13 protein-coding genes are annotated in these 16,589 nt (G+C 68.1%); 10 read left to right on the top strand and 3 right to left on the bottom strand.

Going from position 1 to position 16,589, the window contains the following annotated elements; genetic code table 11:
* Window positions 1-9: 9 nt before the first annotated feature.
* The 5 genes from AB0876_RS00910 to AB0876_RS00890 are packed head-to-tail and all read left to right on the top strand — an operon-like array spanning window position 10 to window position 7,195.
* Window positions 10-1,311, top strand: a complete 1,302-nt coding sequence (locus tag AB0876_RS00910) for an SWIM zinc finger family protein (RefSeq protein ID WP_526040935.1) — start codon at window positions 10-12, stop codon at window positions 1,309-1,311.
* On the top strand, window positions 1,308-2,768 hold the full coding sequence (locus tag AB0876_RS00905; RefSeq protein ID WP_526040934.1) for a DUF5691 domain-containing protein: 1,461 nt from the start codon (window positions 1,308-1,310) through the stop codon (window positions 2,766-2,768). Before AB0876_RS00910 ends, AB0876_RS00905 begins: the two co-directional genes overlap by 4 nt.
* A complete protein-coding gene (locus AB0876_RS00900; protein WP_526040933.1) occupies window positions 2,765-3,856 on the top strand; it encodes an AAA family ATPase in 1,092 nt (363 codons plus the stop codon). Before AB0876_RS00905 ends, AB0876_RS00900 begins: the two co-directional genes overlap by 4 nt.
* The gene (locus AB0876_RS00895) at window positions 3,853-6,048 is read left to right on the top strand and encodes a DUF5682 family protein (RefSeq protein WP_526040932.1); all 2,196 of its coding nucleotides are present in this window, start codon (window positions 3,853-3,855) and stop codon (window positions 6,046-6,048) included. The genes AB0876_RS00900 and AB0876_RS00895 overlap by 4 nt, the downstream gene beginning before the upstream one ends.
* Window positions 6,041-7,195 (top strand): vWA domain-containing protein, encoded by a 1,155-nt coding sequence (locus tag AB0876_RS00890; protein WP_526040931.1) that lies wholly within the window; start codon window positions 6,041-6,043, stop codon window positions 7,193-7,195. Before AB0876_RS00895 ends, AB0876_RS00890 begins: the two co-directional genes overlap by 8 nt.
* 105 nt (window positions 7,196-7,300) lie before the next feature.
* Here the strand turns inward: AB0876_RS00890 and ipdF are convergent, their stop codons facing one another.
* A complete protein-coding gene (ipdF, locus tag AB0876_RS00885; protein WP_526040930.1) occupies window positions 7,301-8,092 on the bottom strand; it encodes a (5R,7aS)-5-hydroxy-7a-methyl-1-oxo-2,3,5,6,7,7a-hexahydro-1H-indene-carboxyl-CoA reductase in 792 nt (263 codons plus the stop codon).
* Complete coding sequence (ipdE1, locus tag AB0876_RS00880; protein ID WP_526040929.1) at window positions 8,089-9,243, bottom strand: acyl-CoA dehydrogenase IpdE1; 1,155 nt, start codon at window positions 9,241-9,243, stop codon at window positions 8,089-8,091. The genes ipdF and ipdE1 overlap by 4 nt, the downstream gene beginning before the upstream one ends.
* A gap of 47 nt (window positions 9,244-9,290) precedes the next feature.
* On the opposite strand from ipdE1, the gene fadD3 reads away from it, so the two are divergent.
* From fadD3 to AB0876_RS00855, 5 genes are all read left to right on the top strand, one after another.
* Window positions 9,291-10,859 (top strand): 3-((3aS,4S,7aS)-7a-methyl-1,5-dioxo-octahydro-1H-inden-4-yl)propanoate--CoA ligase FadD3, encoded by a 1,569-nt coding sequence (gene fadD3 / locus AB0876_RS00875; RefSeq protein ID WP_491837696.1) that lies wholly within the window; start codon window positions 9,291-9,293, stop codon window positions 10,857-10,859.
* On the top strand, window positions 10,850-11,980 hold the full coding sequence (locus AB0876_RS00870; RefSeq protein WP_526040928.1) for an acyl-CoA dehydrogenase family protein: 1,131 nt from the start codon (window positions 10,850-10,852) through the stop codon (window positions 11,978-11,980). Before fadD3 ends, AB0876_RS00870 begins: the two co-directional genes overlap by 10 nt.
* Window positions 11,977-12,948 (top strand): acyl-CoA dehydrogenase family protein, encoded by a 972-nt coding sequence (locus AB0876_RS00865; protein ID WP_526040927.1) that lies wholly within the window; start codon window positions 11,977-11,979, stop codon window positions 12,946-12,948. The genes AB0876_RS00870 and AB0876_RS00865 overlap by 4 nt, the downstream gene beginning before the upstream one ends.
* Entirely contained in the window at window positions 12,945-13,880 is a 936-nt protein-coding gene (gene ipdE2 / locus AB0876_RS00860; RefSeq protein WP_526040926.1) for an acyl-CoA dehydrogenase IpdE2, read from the top strand. Before AB0876_RS00865 ends, ipdE2 begins: the two co-directional genes overlap by 4 nt.
* 106 nt (window positions 13,881-13,986) lie before the next feature.
* Complete coding sequence (locus AB0876_RS00855) at window positions 13,987-15,144, top strand: pyridoxal phosphate-dependent aminotransferase (protein ID WP_526040925.1); 1,158 nt, start codon at window positions 13,987-13,989, stop codon at window positions 15,142-15,144.
* Between the two features lie 37 nt (window positions 15,145-15,181).
* Here AB0876_RS00855 and AB0876_RS00850 read toward each other — a convergent pair whose 3' ends face one another.
* On the bottom strand, window positions 15,182-16,558 hold the full coding sequence (locus AB0876_RS00850) for an MFS transporter (protein ID WP_491837691.1): 1,377 nt from the start codon (window positions 16,556-16,558) through the stop codon (window positions 15,182-15,184).
* Between the last annotated feature and the right edge of the window lie 31 nt (window positions 16,559-16,589).

Here is a 16,589-nt window from a genome sequence, read left to right as displayed (position 1 = left end):
GGGCGGCGGTTGGATCAGCAGACGGTGTGGTCCACCGATGAGGCGCGCCAGTTTGCCGGGAAGGCCTATGCCGCGGGCCAGAAACTCGCGGGCGCGGCCGGCTGGTCCAACACCGGAGCCACCCAGACCATGTTGTGGGGAGACTTCCAGGGCAGTGGCCGCACCCCGTACCGCGTGCAGGTCAACCTGGTGGGCCCGACCTACAAGTGCTCGTGCCCGTCGCGGCAGTTTCCCTGCAAGCATGTGGTGGGTCTGGTGCTGCGCTGGTGCGGCGGCAGCGTCGACACCGCGGCGGAAGCCCCGGCGAACGCCATCGTCCCGCCGGCAACCCCGAAGGCTCCGCGTGAGGTCAGCGAGAAGGCCGTCGCGGCGCGGGAACGCAGCGTCGCCGAGGGCCTGGAGCAACTCCGGAGGTGGATCGACGACCAGGTCCGCAACGGCATTGCCGGGATCAGCGCGGATCCGTATGCGGGGTGGAGTGAGCCGATCGCCAAGCGCATGGTCGACGCGAAGGCCCCCGGCCTGGCGCGCTGGTTGCGCAGCCTGCCCGGACACCTCACGGACGACGAATGGCCGCGGAAGATCATCGAGGATCTCGGGTTGATGCGGCTGCTGACCGATGCCTACCGCACCATCGAAGCGCTACCCGAGGAGACGGCCGCCGCGGTCCGCCGACACATCGGGTTCACCGTGGCCCGCGCCGAGGTGCTGGCCACCGATCCCGTGAACGACACCTGGCAGGTGCTCGGGTATGCCGAGACCCTCGAAGATCGCTACACCACCCGCCGGATGTGGTTGAGCGGTACGGACACCGGGCTGTTGGTCAACGTGCAGTCCACCGCGCCGAGCGGGGCAAGTTTCGACAACCGGCTCACCCCGGGCCGCGAGTTCACCGGCGGCGTCCACCTGTATCCCGGTGGGCCGTCGAGCTTCCGCGTCGCGCTCCCCGACGGCGATGTGCCGACAGTCGCCATCGAACATCTCAACGTGACCGGCACCGCTATCGACGACGCACTGGCGGCCCGGGCCCGCGCCCTGGCGGTCGATCCGTGGCTGCTGCGGTTTCCGGCCGTCGTCAACGCCCGCGCCGTACAACACAGCAGGCCCAAACGCCGCCATCTGGTCGACACGGACGGTAATGCCCTTCCGGCGATCTGCGACGACGACCGCTGGGCACGTCTGCAGGCCGGAAGCAGCGGGCAGTTACGGCCGCTGCTGGTCGAGATCACCACCGATGGTGTCGATCTCCTGTCGATGCTGAGTGACGCGCCACCTTCACGCCTGACCGGACCGGCGGTGACGGCGCTGTGAGCGACTATCAGCGGATGATCTCCGCCGCCACCGTGGGATACGGCGCGAAACCCTTCCCCGACGGCATCTTCGACGCCCCGGTGGACGGCAGCGTGGCCGCAGTGCACGACGCGGCCGATCCGGTCGGGTCGGTACTACGGGTGGCGGGCCTCTACGCGCTGGCACGGCGCGCCGGCCAACGTCCCGAACGCGTCGAATCATCGGCGTCCCCGGCACCGCCGGAGACCCGGCCACTGATCACCGACGCGCACGGTTTTCTCATCGAACGCGCTCTGACCGTGCGCCCGGTCCTCGATGGCGCGCTCGCCGACCTCGCCGCCGCCGGCCTGCGCCTGCCCCCACGGCTGATCCCCGGGCTGCTACGGCTGCAGCAGAGTGACGTTGTGACGCAAGCACTCTGGGACGCCATCGGCAGCGGCGGCCAGTGGTATGCCGTGGAACACTACGGCCGCAACCACCGCGCGCTGCGCAACGTGGCGCGGACCGAGGCCACAGAGTGGCCCAAGGAAGCCGACTACACCCACGGTGACACCGCCAAGCGCCTGACCTGGCTGGCGACCGCGCGCACCATCGATCCCGACCGGGCCCGCGACCTGGTGGCGCAGCACTGGGCGTCCGAGGATGCTGAGTCGCGGGTGGCCCTGTTGGCGGCGTTCGCGGCACCCGAACACGACGCCGACGAACCGTTCCTGGAGGCCGCGCTCGACGATCGGGCGGTCACGGTGCGCAGCGCCGCGATCGGCGTGCTCGGCGGGCGGTCCCGCAGCCGCTACCTGGACCGCATGAAAACTCGTGCTGCTCAGATCTTCTCGGTCAAGAAGACATTGCTGGGCGTGAAGCTCGCCGTCCACCCCCTACCCGGGCCAGACGCCGCGGCAGTCCGCGACGGGCTGAGCACCACCAAGCCGGAAGCCGTCGTCGCCCGTACCCCGATCGCCTTCTGGGCCGAGGTGCTCGGCACGGTCACACCGGAGAAGGTGGCTCGCGCGCTCTCGGACGCCGACCACCAATCCGTACTGGCCGCGCTGACCGGCAGTGCGTTGCGCGGCAACGACCCCACCTGGGCGGTGCCACTGTTGCAGCGTTGCCTGCCCGTCGATTACGCCGCGTACTTCGATCCCGCCACCGCACACCCGGCGATCTCGGCCGAGTTGATCCGCGCGCTCACCGACACCGCCGAGTCCGCACCCCTGCTCCGCATAGTCGCGGGCCTGCCGCGACCGTTCGCCCCTGACGTCGCCGCAGCTCTGTTCGGATCTCTGGCCGGGGCCGGCTGGGGCACGTCCCGCCAACGCCGCGAGGCCGCAGCGCACCTGGCCGCCGGGTACCCACTGGACTGGCTGCCGCGCTTCGCGAGGCTCACCGATCTCACCGGGGACGAGGAACTGCACAAGTTCTACGCCACCATCTTCGAGCTGCTCACCCTGCGATCCGACCTTGCGAAGGAACTCTCATGACTGAAGCGACCCTGCTGCGTCCGCACGCCGAGCAACTGTTCGCCGCCGAACTCGCGGCCCTGCGTGCCGCTGACGACAAGCCCGCGCCACCCAACTGGTCGATGTCACCGCACGCGGTCGTGCGCTATCTGCTGGGCGGGGAAACCGTTGAGGGCGTGGAGATCACCCCCAAGTACATCGGTCCCCGACGCATCGTCGAAGTGGCCGTGGCGACGCTGGCCACCGACCGGGCGCTGCTGCTGCTCGGCGTGCCGGGCACGGCCAAGACGTGGGTGTCGGAGCATCTGGCCGCAGCCGTGACCGGGGATTCGACACTGCTGGTTCAGGGCACCGCGGGCACCGTGGAGGAAGCCGTGCGGTACGGCTGGAACTACGCCCGGTTGATCGCCGAAGGACCCTCGGAGCAGGCGCTGGTCCCCTCCCCGATCATGACCGCGATGCGCGACGGCAAGATCGCGCGGCTTGAGGAGCTCACCCGCATCCCGTCGGAGGTGCAGGACGCCCTGATCACCGTCCTCTCCGAAAAGACCCTGCCCATCCCCGAACTCGGCTCCGAGGTGCAGGCCACTCAAGGGTTCAACGTGATCGCGACAGCCAACGACCGCGACCGCGGTGTCAACGACCTGTCGTCGGCACTGCGCCGCCGGTTCAACACCGTGGTCCTTCCGTTGCCCGCGAGCCTCGACGACGAGGTGGAGATCGTGACGCGCCGGGTGGCCGACATCAGCGGGTCACTGCAGCTGCCGAAGGTACCGACCTCAGCCGACGAGATCCGTCGGGTCGTCACGGTTTTCCGCGAACTGCGCTCCGGGTTGACCGCCGACGGCCGTAACAAGCTCAAGCAGCCGTCGGGCACATTGTCCACAGCTGAGGCGATCTCCGTGGTGACGCAGGGCATCGCGATGTCAGCGCACTTCGGCGACGGCGTGCTGCGGCCGGCCGACACCGCGGCGGGCATCGTCGGTGCGGTGGTGAAGGATCCGGTCAACGATGCGGTGGTGTGGCTGGAGTACCTAGAGGCCGTGGTGCGCGAACGCGACGGCTGGGCCGACTTCTACCGGGCTTCGCGGGACGTGCTGAACTCGTGACCACCCACGTCCTGGGCATTCGGCACCACGGTCCCGGGTTTGCCCGTGCCGTGCTGTCCGAGCTGGACCGGATCCAGCCGGACATCGTGGTGATCGAAGGCCCGGCCGACGCGGACCGGCTCACCACCGACGTCGACCACGCGGACATGGTTCCGCCCGTGGCAATCATGGCCTACGCGGTCGATGATCCCGCGGTTTCGGCGTTCTGGCCGTTCGGCGCCTTCTCCCCCGAGTGGCAGGCGCTGTTGTGGGCGGCCCGCCACCAGGTGCCGGTACGGTTCTGCGACCTACCCGCGGCCACCGTGCTGGCCCAGCGCGACCAACGGCACGAGAACACGTCACGCGTCCGGATCGATCCGATCGCGGCACTCGCCGATGCCGCGGGCTACGACGACCCCGAACGCTGGTGGGATGACGTTATCGAATCCCGCACGGTCGAATCCCCCACGGAAGGCAGCGGATTCGAGGCGATCACCGAGGCCATGCGGACCGTGCGGGAGCTCGAGCCCGACGAAGATGACCCGATCGAACACCAGCGCGAGGCACACATGCGCCAGGTGCTCCGCAAAGCCGCGAAGGAATTCGCGACTGTCGTCGTGGTGTGCGGAGCCTGGCACGCACCGGCGCTGGCTGGGAAACTGCCTGCCGCGAGCGCCGACGCGGCACTGTTGCGCGGGCTGCCCAAGGCCAAGTCCGCGACGGTCTGGGTGCCGTGGACACATTCGCGACTGGCCGCGGCCTCAGGTTACGGCGCAGGCGTCCGGTCACCCGGCTGGTACCAACACGCCTTCCTCGAGCGGGACCGGCCAGTGGAAACCTGGCTGACGTTGGCGGCCCGGGCATTACGCGAGCACGATATCTTCGTCTCCTCGGCGCACGTCATCGAAGGCGTCCGGCTGGCCAACGCGCTGGCCGCGATGCGGGGCCGGGCCCATCCCGGTCTCAGCGAGGTCAACGAGGCCACCGAGGCCGTGCTGTGCGAGGGGTCCGACACCCGGTTCGGGCTGATCGTGCGTGAGTTGGTCGTCGGCGAACGGCTCGGCAGCATTCCCGAGCACCTGCCGATGGTGCCCCTGCTCGCCGACATCACCAAACAGCAGAAATCGCTGCGGCTCAAACCCGATGCCAATGCCAAGCAGGTCACTCTCGACCTGCGCAAGCCCAACGATCTGGCGAAATCACATCTGCTGCACCGGCTTACCGTCCTCGATATTCCGTGGGGCGAGCCCGAGATCGCCACCGGCCAGGGCACGTTCAAGGAACCCTGGACGCTGCAGTGGCAGCCGGAGTTCGCGGTGAGGGTCGTGATTTCGTCGGTGTGGGGCAACACCGTGTACCGCGCCTGCAAGGCGAAACTGACCGATTCCGCCGAGAACGCGACACATCTGGGCCAGGTCACCGCGGCGATCGAGGCGGCCCTGCTCGGCGGTGTCGACGAGGCTGTCCCACCTCTGCTGACCATCCTCGAGAACAAGGCCGCAGTCGACCGGGACCTGACCGAACTCATGGGGGCCCTGCCCGCGCTGGCCCGTTCGCTGCGCTACGGCGACGTGCGTCGCACCGACGCAGGCGCGCTCGGTGCGGTCACGACGTCGCTGCTGCGCCGGGTCAACGTCGGCCTTCCCGCGACGCTGACCGGGCTCGGTCCGGACGCGGCCGCCGAGATGCTCGCACACGTCAACGCGGTCACCGACACGGTGGACCTGCTGGAGCCAGACGTGCGCGGCGAATGGCTGGCCACCATCGCGCGGCTGGCCGATCGCGACGATCTGCACGGCAGCCTGGTCGGCCGGTTCGTCCGAATCGGTGTCGACGGAGCCGTGTTCACCACCGCCGAAGCGGCGCGCCGCATGCGGCGCGCCTTGAGCATCGGCGCCCCGGCCGACGAGAAATCCGCGTGGATCGAGGGCTTCCTGTCCGGCAGTGGACTGCTACTGGTGCACGACACTGAGCTGTTGGCTGTAATCGACGAGTGGTTGACCGGTTTGACCGCAACGGAATTCACCGATGTCCTGCCGTTGGTGCGTCGTACCTTCAGCACCTTCGACGCCGGCATCAAACGCAATATCGGGCATGCGGTGACCACCGCAGGCGCCACCGCCCATACCGAATTCGACATCGATGCCCACCGCGCCCGCCCCGTCGTGATCGCGGCGGCCGCCATCTTCGCAAGAAGTATCAATCATGGCTGACGACACCACCCCGGACGAACGCGACCGCCGGTGGCGGCTGGTACTGGGGTCGGATGCGGACTCGCTGCCGAGCCTGCAAGCCGGTGACGTCGAGATGGACAAGGCGCTGTCGGAGCTCTACGACCGCAAGGGTGGCCTCGGCGGATCCGCGCCCAAGGTGGCGCGCTGGCTGGGTGACATCCGAAAGTACTTCCCCAGCACGGTGGTTCAGGTGATGCAGCAGGACGCCATCGAGCGGCTCAATCTGCGCATGCTGCTACTCGAACCGGAGATGATGGACAGCATCGTCCCGGATCTGTCGTTGGCCACCACACTCATCACGCTGGGTGAGGCCATTCCCGACGAGTCCAAGGCCTCGGCCCGCGCCCTGGTTCGCAAGGTGGTCGAGGACATTGAGCGTCGCATCGCCGACGGTACCCGGGCCACGCTGCGCGGGGCGCTGTCTCGGAGCGCGCGCACCAACCGGCCGCTGGCTTCCGACATCGACTGGAATCGGACCATCGCCCGCAACCTGAAAACCTTCCAGCCGGACCTGAAGACGATCATCCCCGAACGGCTGGTCGGGTTCCGCCGCGCCGGCCGATCGGTGACCAAGGACATCGTGCTGGCGATCGACCAGTCCGGTTCGATGGCCGAATCAATCGTGTATTCAGCGGTTTTCGGGGCGGTCATCGCGTCGATGCGGTCACTGCGCACGTCGCTCGTGGTGTTCGACACCGAAGTCGTCGACCTCACCGATCTGCTCGACGATCCCGTCGACGTCCTGTTCGGCACCCAACTCGGCGGCGGCACCGACATCAACCGGGCCATCGCCTACTGCCAGACCCTGATCACGCGGCCGACCGACAGCATCTTCGTGCTGATCTCGGACCTGTACGAGGGCGGCGTGCGCGACGAGATGCTGGCCCGGGTCCGACAACTCATCGACGCCGGCGTCCAGGTGATCGTACTGTTGGCGTTGTCCGATTCGGGCGCACCGTCATTCGACCGCGAGATCGCTGCCGACCTGGCCGCGATGGAGGTCCCGGCGTTCGCCTGCACTCCCGACGCATTTCCCGAACTGCTGGCGCTGGCCATCAGCAAGGGCGACATCCGCGGCTGGGCGGACCGGACCGGCCTCGCCCAGCGCGGCATGGAGTCGAATTGACGACGCCGATTTCGACAGCAGGGCTGCTGCGCCCGCCGCAGCGCGACCCTGCTGTCGAAAGCGATGGTTCACAACCGGGTTGAACCCGGCCCGTGACAACGAGCCCTAGGCGCGCTGGCTGGACACCGAGATGATCTCGCCGGTCAGGTAGCTCGAGTAGTCGCTGGCCAGGTAGGCGATCGTGGTGGCGATCTCCCACGGTTCGGCCGCGCGGCCGAACGCCTCGTCCGAGGACAGCCGGTCCAGCAGGGCCGCATCGGCCGACTTCTCGAGGAACTTGTGCCGCGCGATGCTCGGGGACACCGCGTTGATGCGCACCCCGTATTCGACGGCTTCGATTGCGCTGCAACGGGTCAGCGCCATGACACCGGCCTTGGCGGCGGCGTAGTGCGACTGGGAGTGCTGTGCACGCCAGCCGAGAACACTGGCGTTGTTGACGATCACGCCGCCGTGCTCGACGTCGCGGAAATACCGCAGCGCGGCGCGGGTCGCCCGCATGACCGAGTTCAGCGTCACGTTGAGAACGCGATCCCACTCGTCGTCGGTCATGTCGACCAGCGGGGTCTCGCCGCCCAGTCCGGCGTTGTTCACCAGGACGTCGAGGCGGCCCATCTTTTCGACCGACCGGGCGATCAGCGCGTCGACCGCCTCGGTGGAGGTGACGTCGCAGACCACGGCCTCGACCCGGCCCAGGCCGAGCTCGGCCAGCTGGTCGCGGGTCTCGTTGAGACGCCGCTCGTGGTAGTCGGACACCACGACGTCGGCACCCTCGAGCAGGGCGCGGCGGGCGGTGGACGAGCCGATGCCGGTTCCGGCGGCGGCCGTCACCAGGACGACCTTGCCCTTCAGCAGTCCGTGGCCCTCGACCTCGTTGGGGGCTACTGAAAGATCACTCATCCCTTGGCCTCTCGGGGTAGGCCGAGCACGCGCTCGGCGATGATGTTGCGCTGGATCTCGTTGGACCCGCCGTAGATGGTGTCCGACCGCGAGAACAGGTAGAGCCGCTGCCACTCGTCGAACTCGCCGTCTTCCAGCGTCAGCCCGGCCGTGCCCTGCACTTCCATGGCGATCTCGCCGAGCTCGCGGTGCCAGTTGGCCCACAACAGCTTCGACACATTGTCCTGCCCGGGCTGCTCGACATCCATGGTGGCCAGCGCGTAGGACCGCATGGCCTGCAGGCCGGTCCACGACTCGGTCAGCTTTTGGCGGATCAGCGGATCGTCGGCCGCGCCGGTGCGCTTGGCCAGCTCGACCAGGTTGGAGTGCTCGCGGGCATAGCGGATCTGCTGGCCCAGCGTGGACACCCCGCGCTCGAAGGTCAGGGTGCCCATCGCCACCCGCCAGCCGTCACCGGGCTGACCGACCACCAGCGAGGCATCGGTGCGGGCGTCGTCGAAGAACACCTCGTTGAACTCGGAGTCGCCGGTCAGCTGGATGATCGGGCGGATCTCGACGCCGGGCTGATCCAGCGGCACCAGCAGATAGGACAGGCCGGCGTGCCGCTTGGAGCCCTTCTCCGTGCGCGCCACGACGAAGCACCACTGCGCCCAGTGCGCGAGTGATGTCCATACCTTCTGGCCATTAATGTGCCACTGTTGACCCTCCGCATCGAGCTCGGCCGTCGTCGCCACATTCGCCAGGTCACTGCCGGCGTTGGGCTCGGAGTAGCCCTGACTCCACAGCTCGGTGACGTCGAGGATCTTGGGCAGGAACCGCTGCTGCTGTTCGGGGGTGCCGTACTCGATGAGCGTCGGCCCGAGCAGTTCCTCGCCCAGGTGGTTGACCTTGTCGGGTGCGTTCGCGCGCGCGTACTCCTCATAGAAGGCGACGCGATGCGCGACCGACAGCCCGCGGCCGCCGTGCTCCACCGGCCAGCCGAGGCAGGTCAGCCCCGCCGCGGCCAGATGCTGATTCCACGCCCGACGCTCTTCGAAGGCTTCGTGTTCACGCCCCGGTCCACCCAGGCCCTTGAGCGCTGCGAATTCGCCAACAAGATTGTCTGCGAGCCACTGCCGGACCTCGGCCCGGAACTCCTGGACCTCTATCACCCCTGTAGGCTAACCTACCAAGCACTTGCTTTGTTAAGGGAGCATCGATGACGAGCGATCGCCGCACCGTGCCAGCGGTGCTGGACCGGGTTGCCGTGGAGTTTTCCGACCATGACGCCCTGGTCACCGCCGGCGGAGCCGGCAATTCGGCCGGAGTCCAGCGGCTGACTTATCGGGAACTGCGCGCGCACGTACGCCAAGCCGCGGCGGCGATGATCGCACTCGGCGTCCAGCCCGGCGACCGGGTGGCGATCTGGTCGCCGAACACCTGGCACTGGGTCGTGGCCTGCCTGGCCACGCACTACGCCGGCGCCGAGATGGTGCCGCTGAACACCCGCTACACCGCCAGTGAGGCCACCGACATCCTGGCCCGCACGGAGGCCCCGCTGTTGATCGCCTCGGGCGAGTTCCTCGGGTCGGACCGTGCGGCCGAACTGGATCGCGACGCACTGCCCGCGCTGCGGCACATCGTGCGGGTGCCCATCGAAAAAGAGGACGGAACCTGGGACGAATTCGTCGCCCGGGGCGACGACCTGGAGACGGTCGACGCGCGTGCCGCGGCGGTACAGCCCGACGACGTCTCCGACATCCTGTTCACCTCCGGCACCACCGGGCGCAGCAAGGGTGTGCGGTGCGCACACCGCCAATCGCTCGACGGATCGGCCGCCTGGGCCGCGTGCGGTCAGGTCACCAGCACCGACCGCTACCTGTGCATCAACCCGTTCTTCCACAACTTCGGCTACAAGGCGGGCATCCTGGCCTGCCTGCAGACCGGCGCGACGCTGTACCCGGTGCTCACATTCAACCCCGAGCAGGTGTTGAAAACCATTGCCGAACAGCGGATCACGGTACTGCCCGGCCCGCCGACCATCTTCCAGACCTTGCTGGACCACCCCAAGCGCGCCGACTACGACCTGTCCTCGCTGCGCTTCTCGGTGACCGGCGCGGCCGTCGTCCCGGTGGTCCTGATCGAGCGGATGCAGTCCGAACTCGATATCGACATCGTGCTGACCGCCTACGGGCTGACCGAGGCAGCCGGATTCGGCACCATGTGCAGCGCCGACGACGACGCCGTCACGGTAGCCACCACCTGCGGCCGACCCATCGCCGATTTCGAACTGCGCCTGGATGATTCGGGTGAGGTACTGCTGCGCGGACCCAACGTCATGCTCGGCTACCTCGACGATCCGGAGGCCACCGCGGCGACCATCGACAGCGACGGTTGGCTGCACACCGGCGACATCGGCACGCTCGACGCCCGCGGCAACCTGACCATCACCGACCGGCTCAAGGACATGTACATCAGCGGCGGGTTCAACGTGTACCCGGCCGAGATCGAGCAGGTCCTGGCCCGGTTGGACGGTGTGGCCGAGACCGCGGTGATCGGCGTTCCCGACGAACGGCTCGGTGAGGTCGGCAAGGCCTTCGTGGTGGTCAAGCCGGGCGTCACGCTCGACGAGGCCGCCGTGATCGCCTACGCACGTGAGCATCTGGCGAACTTCAAGGCGCCACGATCAGTTGAGTTTCTGGATGTGCTGCCGCGAAATCCGGGCGGCAAGGTGATCAAACCGGTGCTGCGCAGCAGAGGGACCCGAGAAGGGGTGCAATGGACCTGACATTCGACGACGAGACCGAGGCCTTCCGGGCCGAAGTCCGCGACTTCCTGACGGCGAACCGGGATTCGTTCCCGACGAAGTCATACGACACCCTTGAAGGTTTCGAACAGCACCGTCGTTGGGACAAGGTGCTTTTCGACGCCGGGCTGTCGGTGATCGCCTGGCCCAAGGAGTACGGCGGCCGCGACGCGACACTGCTGCAGTGGGTGGTGTTCGAGGAGGAGTACTTCCACGCCGGCGCTCCCGGCCGGGCCAGCGCCAACGGCACCGCGATGCTGGCGCCGACCCTGTTCGCCCACGGCAGCGAAGAGCAGCTCCAGCGCGTGTTGCCGAAGATGGCCAGCGGCGAGGAGATCTGGGCCCAGGCCTGGTCCGAGCCCGAGTCTGGCAGCGACCTGGCGTCGCTGCGCTCGACGGCCACCAAGGTCGACGGCGGCTGGAAGCTCAACGGGCAGAAGATCTGGAGCTCACGCGCACCGTTCGGTGAGCGCGGCTTCGGCCTGTTCCGCTCCGACCCGGAGGCTCAACGGCACAAGGGTCTGACCTACTTCATGTTCGACCTCAAGGCTCCCGGCATCACGGTGCGTCCGATCGCTCAGCTCGGCGGGGACACCGGTTTCGGCGAGATCTTCCTCGACGACGTCTTCGTGCCGGACAACGACGTGATCGGCGGCGTGCACGAGGGCTGGCGCGCGGCGATGAGCACGTCGAGCAACGAGCGCGGCATGTCGCTGCGCAGCCCGGCGCGCTTCATGGCGCCGGCCGAACGCCTTGTCGAGCAATGGAAGTCCAATCCTGATCCGGTGTTCACCGACCGGGTTGCCGATGCCTGGATCAAGGCCCAGGCCTACCGGCTGCACACCTTCGGTACCGTGACCCGCCTGGCCAACGGCGGTGAACTGGGCGCCGAGTCCTCGGTGACCAAGGTGTTCTGGTCCGACCTGGACGTCGCGCTGCACCAGACCGCCCTGGACATGCAAGGGCCTGACGCCGAGCTCGCCGACCACTGGACCGAGGGGCTGCTGTTCGCGCTCGGCGGCCCGATCTACGCCGGCACCAACGAGATCCAGCGCAACATCATTGCCGAGCGCCTTCTCGGCCTGCCCCGGGAGCCGAAGTGAACTTCGAGATCGACGAACAGCAGCGGGACTTCGCGGCCAGCATCGACGCGGCGCTGAGCGCCGCCGATGTCCCGGCCGCGGTGCGAGCCTGGGGCGAGGGTGACACCGGCCCGGGCCGCAAGGTCTGGGCACAGCTGACCGACCTCGGGGTCACCGCACTGCTGGTGCCCGAGAAGTACGACGGCATCGAAGCTCACCCGGTCGACCTCGTCGTCGCCCTGGAGCGGTTGGGCTACTGGGCGGTCCCCGGTCCGGTGACCGAATCCATCGCCGTCGCACCGATTCTGCTCGCGAGCGACGACCGTTCGGGTGCGCTGGCCTCCGGTGAGCTGATCGCGACCGTCGCCATGCCGCCGCAGGTGCCGCGCGCCGTCAACGCCGACTTCGCGGGACTGACCCTGCTGGCCACCGACGGTCAGGTCGGTGACGCGACTGCGGGCGCTGCGCACGATTCCGTGGACCCGGCCCGAAAGCTGTTCGACGTCACGGCCTCCGGTGACACTCAGGCCGCCGACACCGCGCGGGCCTACGAATTCGGCGTCCTGGCCACGGCCGCCCAGTTGGTGGGCGCCGGCCAGGCCATGCTGGATCAGTCCGTCGAATACGCCAAGCAGCGCGCGCAGTTCGGCCGGATCATCGGCTCGTACCAGGCCATCAAGCACAAGCTGGCCGACGTGCTCATCGCCGTCGAGCTGGCCCGTCCGCTGGTCTACGGTGCGGCGCTTTCGCTGGCCAGCCAGAAAGATGGGGCCACGTCGCCCGATACCGCCCGCGACATCAGCGCCGCCAAGGTGGCCGCCGCCGATGCCGCCCTGCTGGCCGCCCGCTCGGCGCTGCAGACCCACGGCGCCATCGGGTTCACTCAGGAACACGACTTGTCCCTGTCACTGCTGCGCGTGCAGGCGTTGCGCAGTGCCTGGGGCGATCCCACCCTGCACCGTCGTCGACTCCTGGAGGTCCTCTCGTGAGTGAAGAACGCCAACTGCTGCGCGAAACTGTCGCCGCGCTGGTCGACAAGCATGCCTCCCCTGAGGCCGTCCGCACCGCGATGGAATCCGAGCGCGGCTACGACGAGAAGCTGTGGAGCCTGCTGTGCGAGCAGGTTGGCGCGGCCGCCCTGGTGGTTCCCGAGGAACTCGGCGGTGCCGGAGGCGAACTCGCCGATGCCGCAGTGGTTCTCGAAGAGCTCGGCAAGGCCCTGGTACCCACCCCGTTGCTCGGCACCACACTCGCTGAGCTGGCGCTGCTGGCCGTCGACGACCACGAGCCGCTCGAGGGGCTCGCCGAAGGCGCCTCGATCGGCACTGTCGCGTTCGACGCCGACTACGTCATCAACGGTGACGTAGCCGATGTCGTCATCGGCGCCGACGGGGAGAACCTGACGCGCTGGACCACGTTCACCGCTACCCCCAAATCCACCATGGATCTGACCCGCCGGTTGTCCGCGGTGATCCCCGGCGACACCGTCGTGCTCGGCGCAGATCCCGGCCTGGCCGACACCGCCGCCCTGCTGATGGCCGCCGAACAGATGGGTGCCGCGTCACGCTGCCTCGACCTCACCGTCGCCTACACCAAGGACCGGGTGCAGTTCGGCCGCGCGATCGGCAGCTTCCAGGCGCTCAAGCACCGGATGGCCGACCTGTACGTCAAGGTGTCCTCGGCGCGCGCCGTCGTCAACGACGCCATCGCCGCCCCGTCGCCCACGACGGCCTCCCTGGCCCGCTACTTCGCCAGCGAGGCGCTGTCCGCGGTGAGCGCCGAGGCCATCCAGCTGCACGGCGGTATCGCCATCACCTGGGAGAGCGACATCCAGCTGTACTTCAAGCGGGCGCACGGCAGCGCCCAGCTGCTGGGTCCGCCGCGCCAGCATCTGCGCCGGCTCGAAGCTGAAGTCTTCTAACCCTGTCCCGCTCTCTCCGAAACCGCATTCCAGCAGGTGCTTACTCGCACTTTTCCTGCCGGAATGCGGTTTCGGCGGTTAGAGCGGCGTTGCTAACCTCAAACCGATGACAGATCACGTCGCACTACGAGCCGGGATCCCGCCGTTCCACGTGATGGATGTCTGGCTGGCCGCGGCCGAACGCCAACGTACCCACGGAGACCTGGTCAACCTGTCGGCCGGCCAGCCCAGCGCCGGGGCGCCGAACGCGGTGCGTGAAGCCGCGGTCGCCGCGCTGAACGAGGGCGCGCTCGGCTACACCGTTGCGCTCGGTATCCCGGAGTTGCGCGCCGAGATCGCCGCGTCGTACCGCAAGTACCGCGTCGAGGTGAGCGTCGACGAAGTGGTGCTCACCACCGGATCCTCGGGCGGATTCCTGCTGACCTTCCTGGCCTGCTTCGATGCCAGCGACCGGGTCGCGATCGCCAGCCCGGGCTACCCCTGTTACCGCAATATCCTCACCGCACTGGGCTGCGAGGTGGTCGAGATCCCGTGCGGCCCCGAGACCCGCTTCCAGCCGACCGTCGAGATGCTCGAGGCACTCGATCCCCCGGTGGCCGGCGTGGTCGTCGCCAGCCCGGCCAACCCGACCGGCACCGTCATCCCGCCCGCCGAGCTGGCCGCGATCGCCCGCTGGTGTGACCGGACCGGCGTGCGGTTGATCAGCGACGAGGTCTACCACGGCCTGGTCTATCCCGGCGCCCCCGAGACCAGCTGTGCGTGGGAGACCTCGCGAAATGCCGTGGTGGTCAACAGCTTCTCGAAGTACTTCGCGATGACTGGCTGGCGGCTGGGTTGGCTACTGGTACCCACCGGGCTGCAGCGCGCCGTCGACCGGCTCACCGGGAACTTCACCATCTGCCCGCCCGCACTGGCCCAGCACGCCGCCGTCGCGGCGTTCACGCCGGAGTCACTGGCCGAGGCCGAAGGCCTGCTGTCGCATTACGCCGACAACCGCACGCTGTTGCTCGACGGCCTGCGCGGTATCGGGATCGATCGGCTGGCCCCGGCTGACGGCGCCTTCTACGTGTACGCCGACGTCAGCGATCACACCGACGACTCCTTGGTCTGGTGCTCGAAGCTGTTGGCCGACACCGGCGTCGCCATCGCGCCCGGCATCGACTTCGACACCGTGCGGGGAGGCTCCTACGTGCGGCTGTCCTTCGCCGGCCCGACCAGCGACATCGAAGAGGCGGTGCGCCGCATCGGTGCGTGGTTGGGCTAGTTCGACTCTGCGGTGAGGGCGCGGCCCAACCGCACTTTCACGCCTTGGACGCAGAGTCGACGGCATTCAGGTCGGCACGGTCCACGTCGGCCAGGTCGATGCCCTTGGTCTCGCGGGCGAAATACAGCGCCACAAGGGTGACCATCGCCGCGCCGGCCAGGTAGATCGCGATCGGCACCGAGGACCCGTAGGTCTTCAACAACCAGACCGCGATGATCGGCGCCAGCGATCCGGCAACGATCGAGGTGACCTGATAGCCAAGGGAGACACCGGAATAACGCATCCTGGTGGGGAACATCTCGGACATCAGCGCGGGCTGCGGCGCATACATCAGGGCGTGGATCACCAGCCCCAGCGAGATGGCTCCGACCACCGGCAGGTACCGGCCGCTGTCCATCATCGGATAGGCGAAGAAGCCCCAGCAGGCCGCGCCGACGGCACCGACGAAATACACCGGCCGACGGCCGTAACGGTCCGACAGCGCACCGACCGTCGGGATCGACACCAGGTGCACCATGTGGGCGATCAGCAGCCACCACAGGATGTCGCTGGTGTCGGAGTGCACGTGCTCCTTGAGATAGGTGATCGAGAAGGTGACGACCAGGTAGTACATGATGTTCTCGGCGAAGCGCAGCCCCATCGCGGTGAACACCCCGCGCGGGTAGCGCTTGAACACCTCGATCGCGCTGAACGAGCTGGCCTTGATCTGTTCGGCTTCCTGTTGGGCCGCAACGAAGATCGGGGCGTCGGTGACCTTGGTGCGGATGTAGTAGCCGATCACCACCACCACCGCCGACAGCCAGAACGCCACGCGCCAACCCCAGGACAGGAACGCCTCGGCACTGAGCAGCCCGTTGAGCACCAGCAGCACGACGGTGGCCAGCATGTTGCCCACCGGCACGCCGGCCTGCGGCCAGCTGGCCCAGAAACCGCGCGATCGGTTCGGGCTGTGCTCGGCCACCAGCAGCACCGCCCCGCCCCACTCACCGCCGACGGCGAAGCCCTGGACGAACCGCAGCACGACCAGAAGGACAGGCGCAAGGTAGCCGATCTGTCCGAAGGTCGGCAGGCAGCCCATCAGGAAGGTGGCCAGGCCGACGAGAATCAGGCTGAACTGGAGCAGCTTCTTGCGGCCGAACTTGTCGCCGTAATGGCCGAACACGATCCCGCCGAGAGGGCGGGCCAGGAAGCCGATGGCGTAGGTCCCGAAGGCCGCCATGATGAGGTCAAGATTGTTGCCGCCCTGCGGGAAGAACAACTTGTTGAACACCAGCGTGGCGGCGGTTCCATAGAGGAAGAACTCGTACCACTCGACGACCGTGCCGGCCATCGACGCGGTGACGACGCGTTTCAAGCCGGTGGTCGACGAGAACTCGGCGAGGCCCTCAGTTCCGTTGTGATCGGCAGCACACATGGTGTGTGAGTATGCAGGTCGGACCGAACCC

This window comes from Mycobacterium sp. NPDC049093 (assembly GCF_040704635.1).
GTDB lineage: Bacteria > Actinomycetota > Actinomycetes > Mycobacteriales > Mycobacteriaceae > Mycobacterium.
This window is presented reverse-complemented; position numbering and strand designations above follow the sequence as displayed.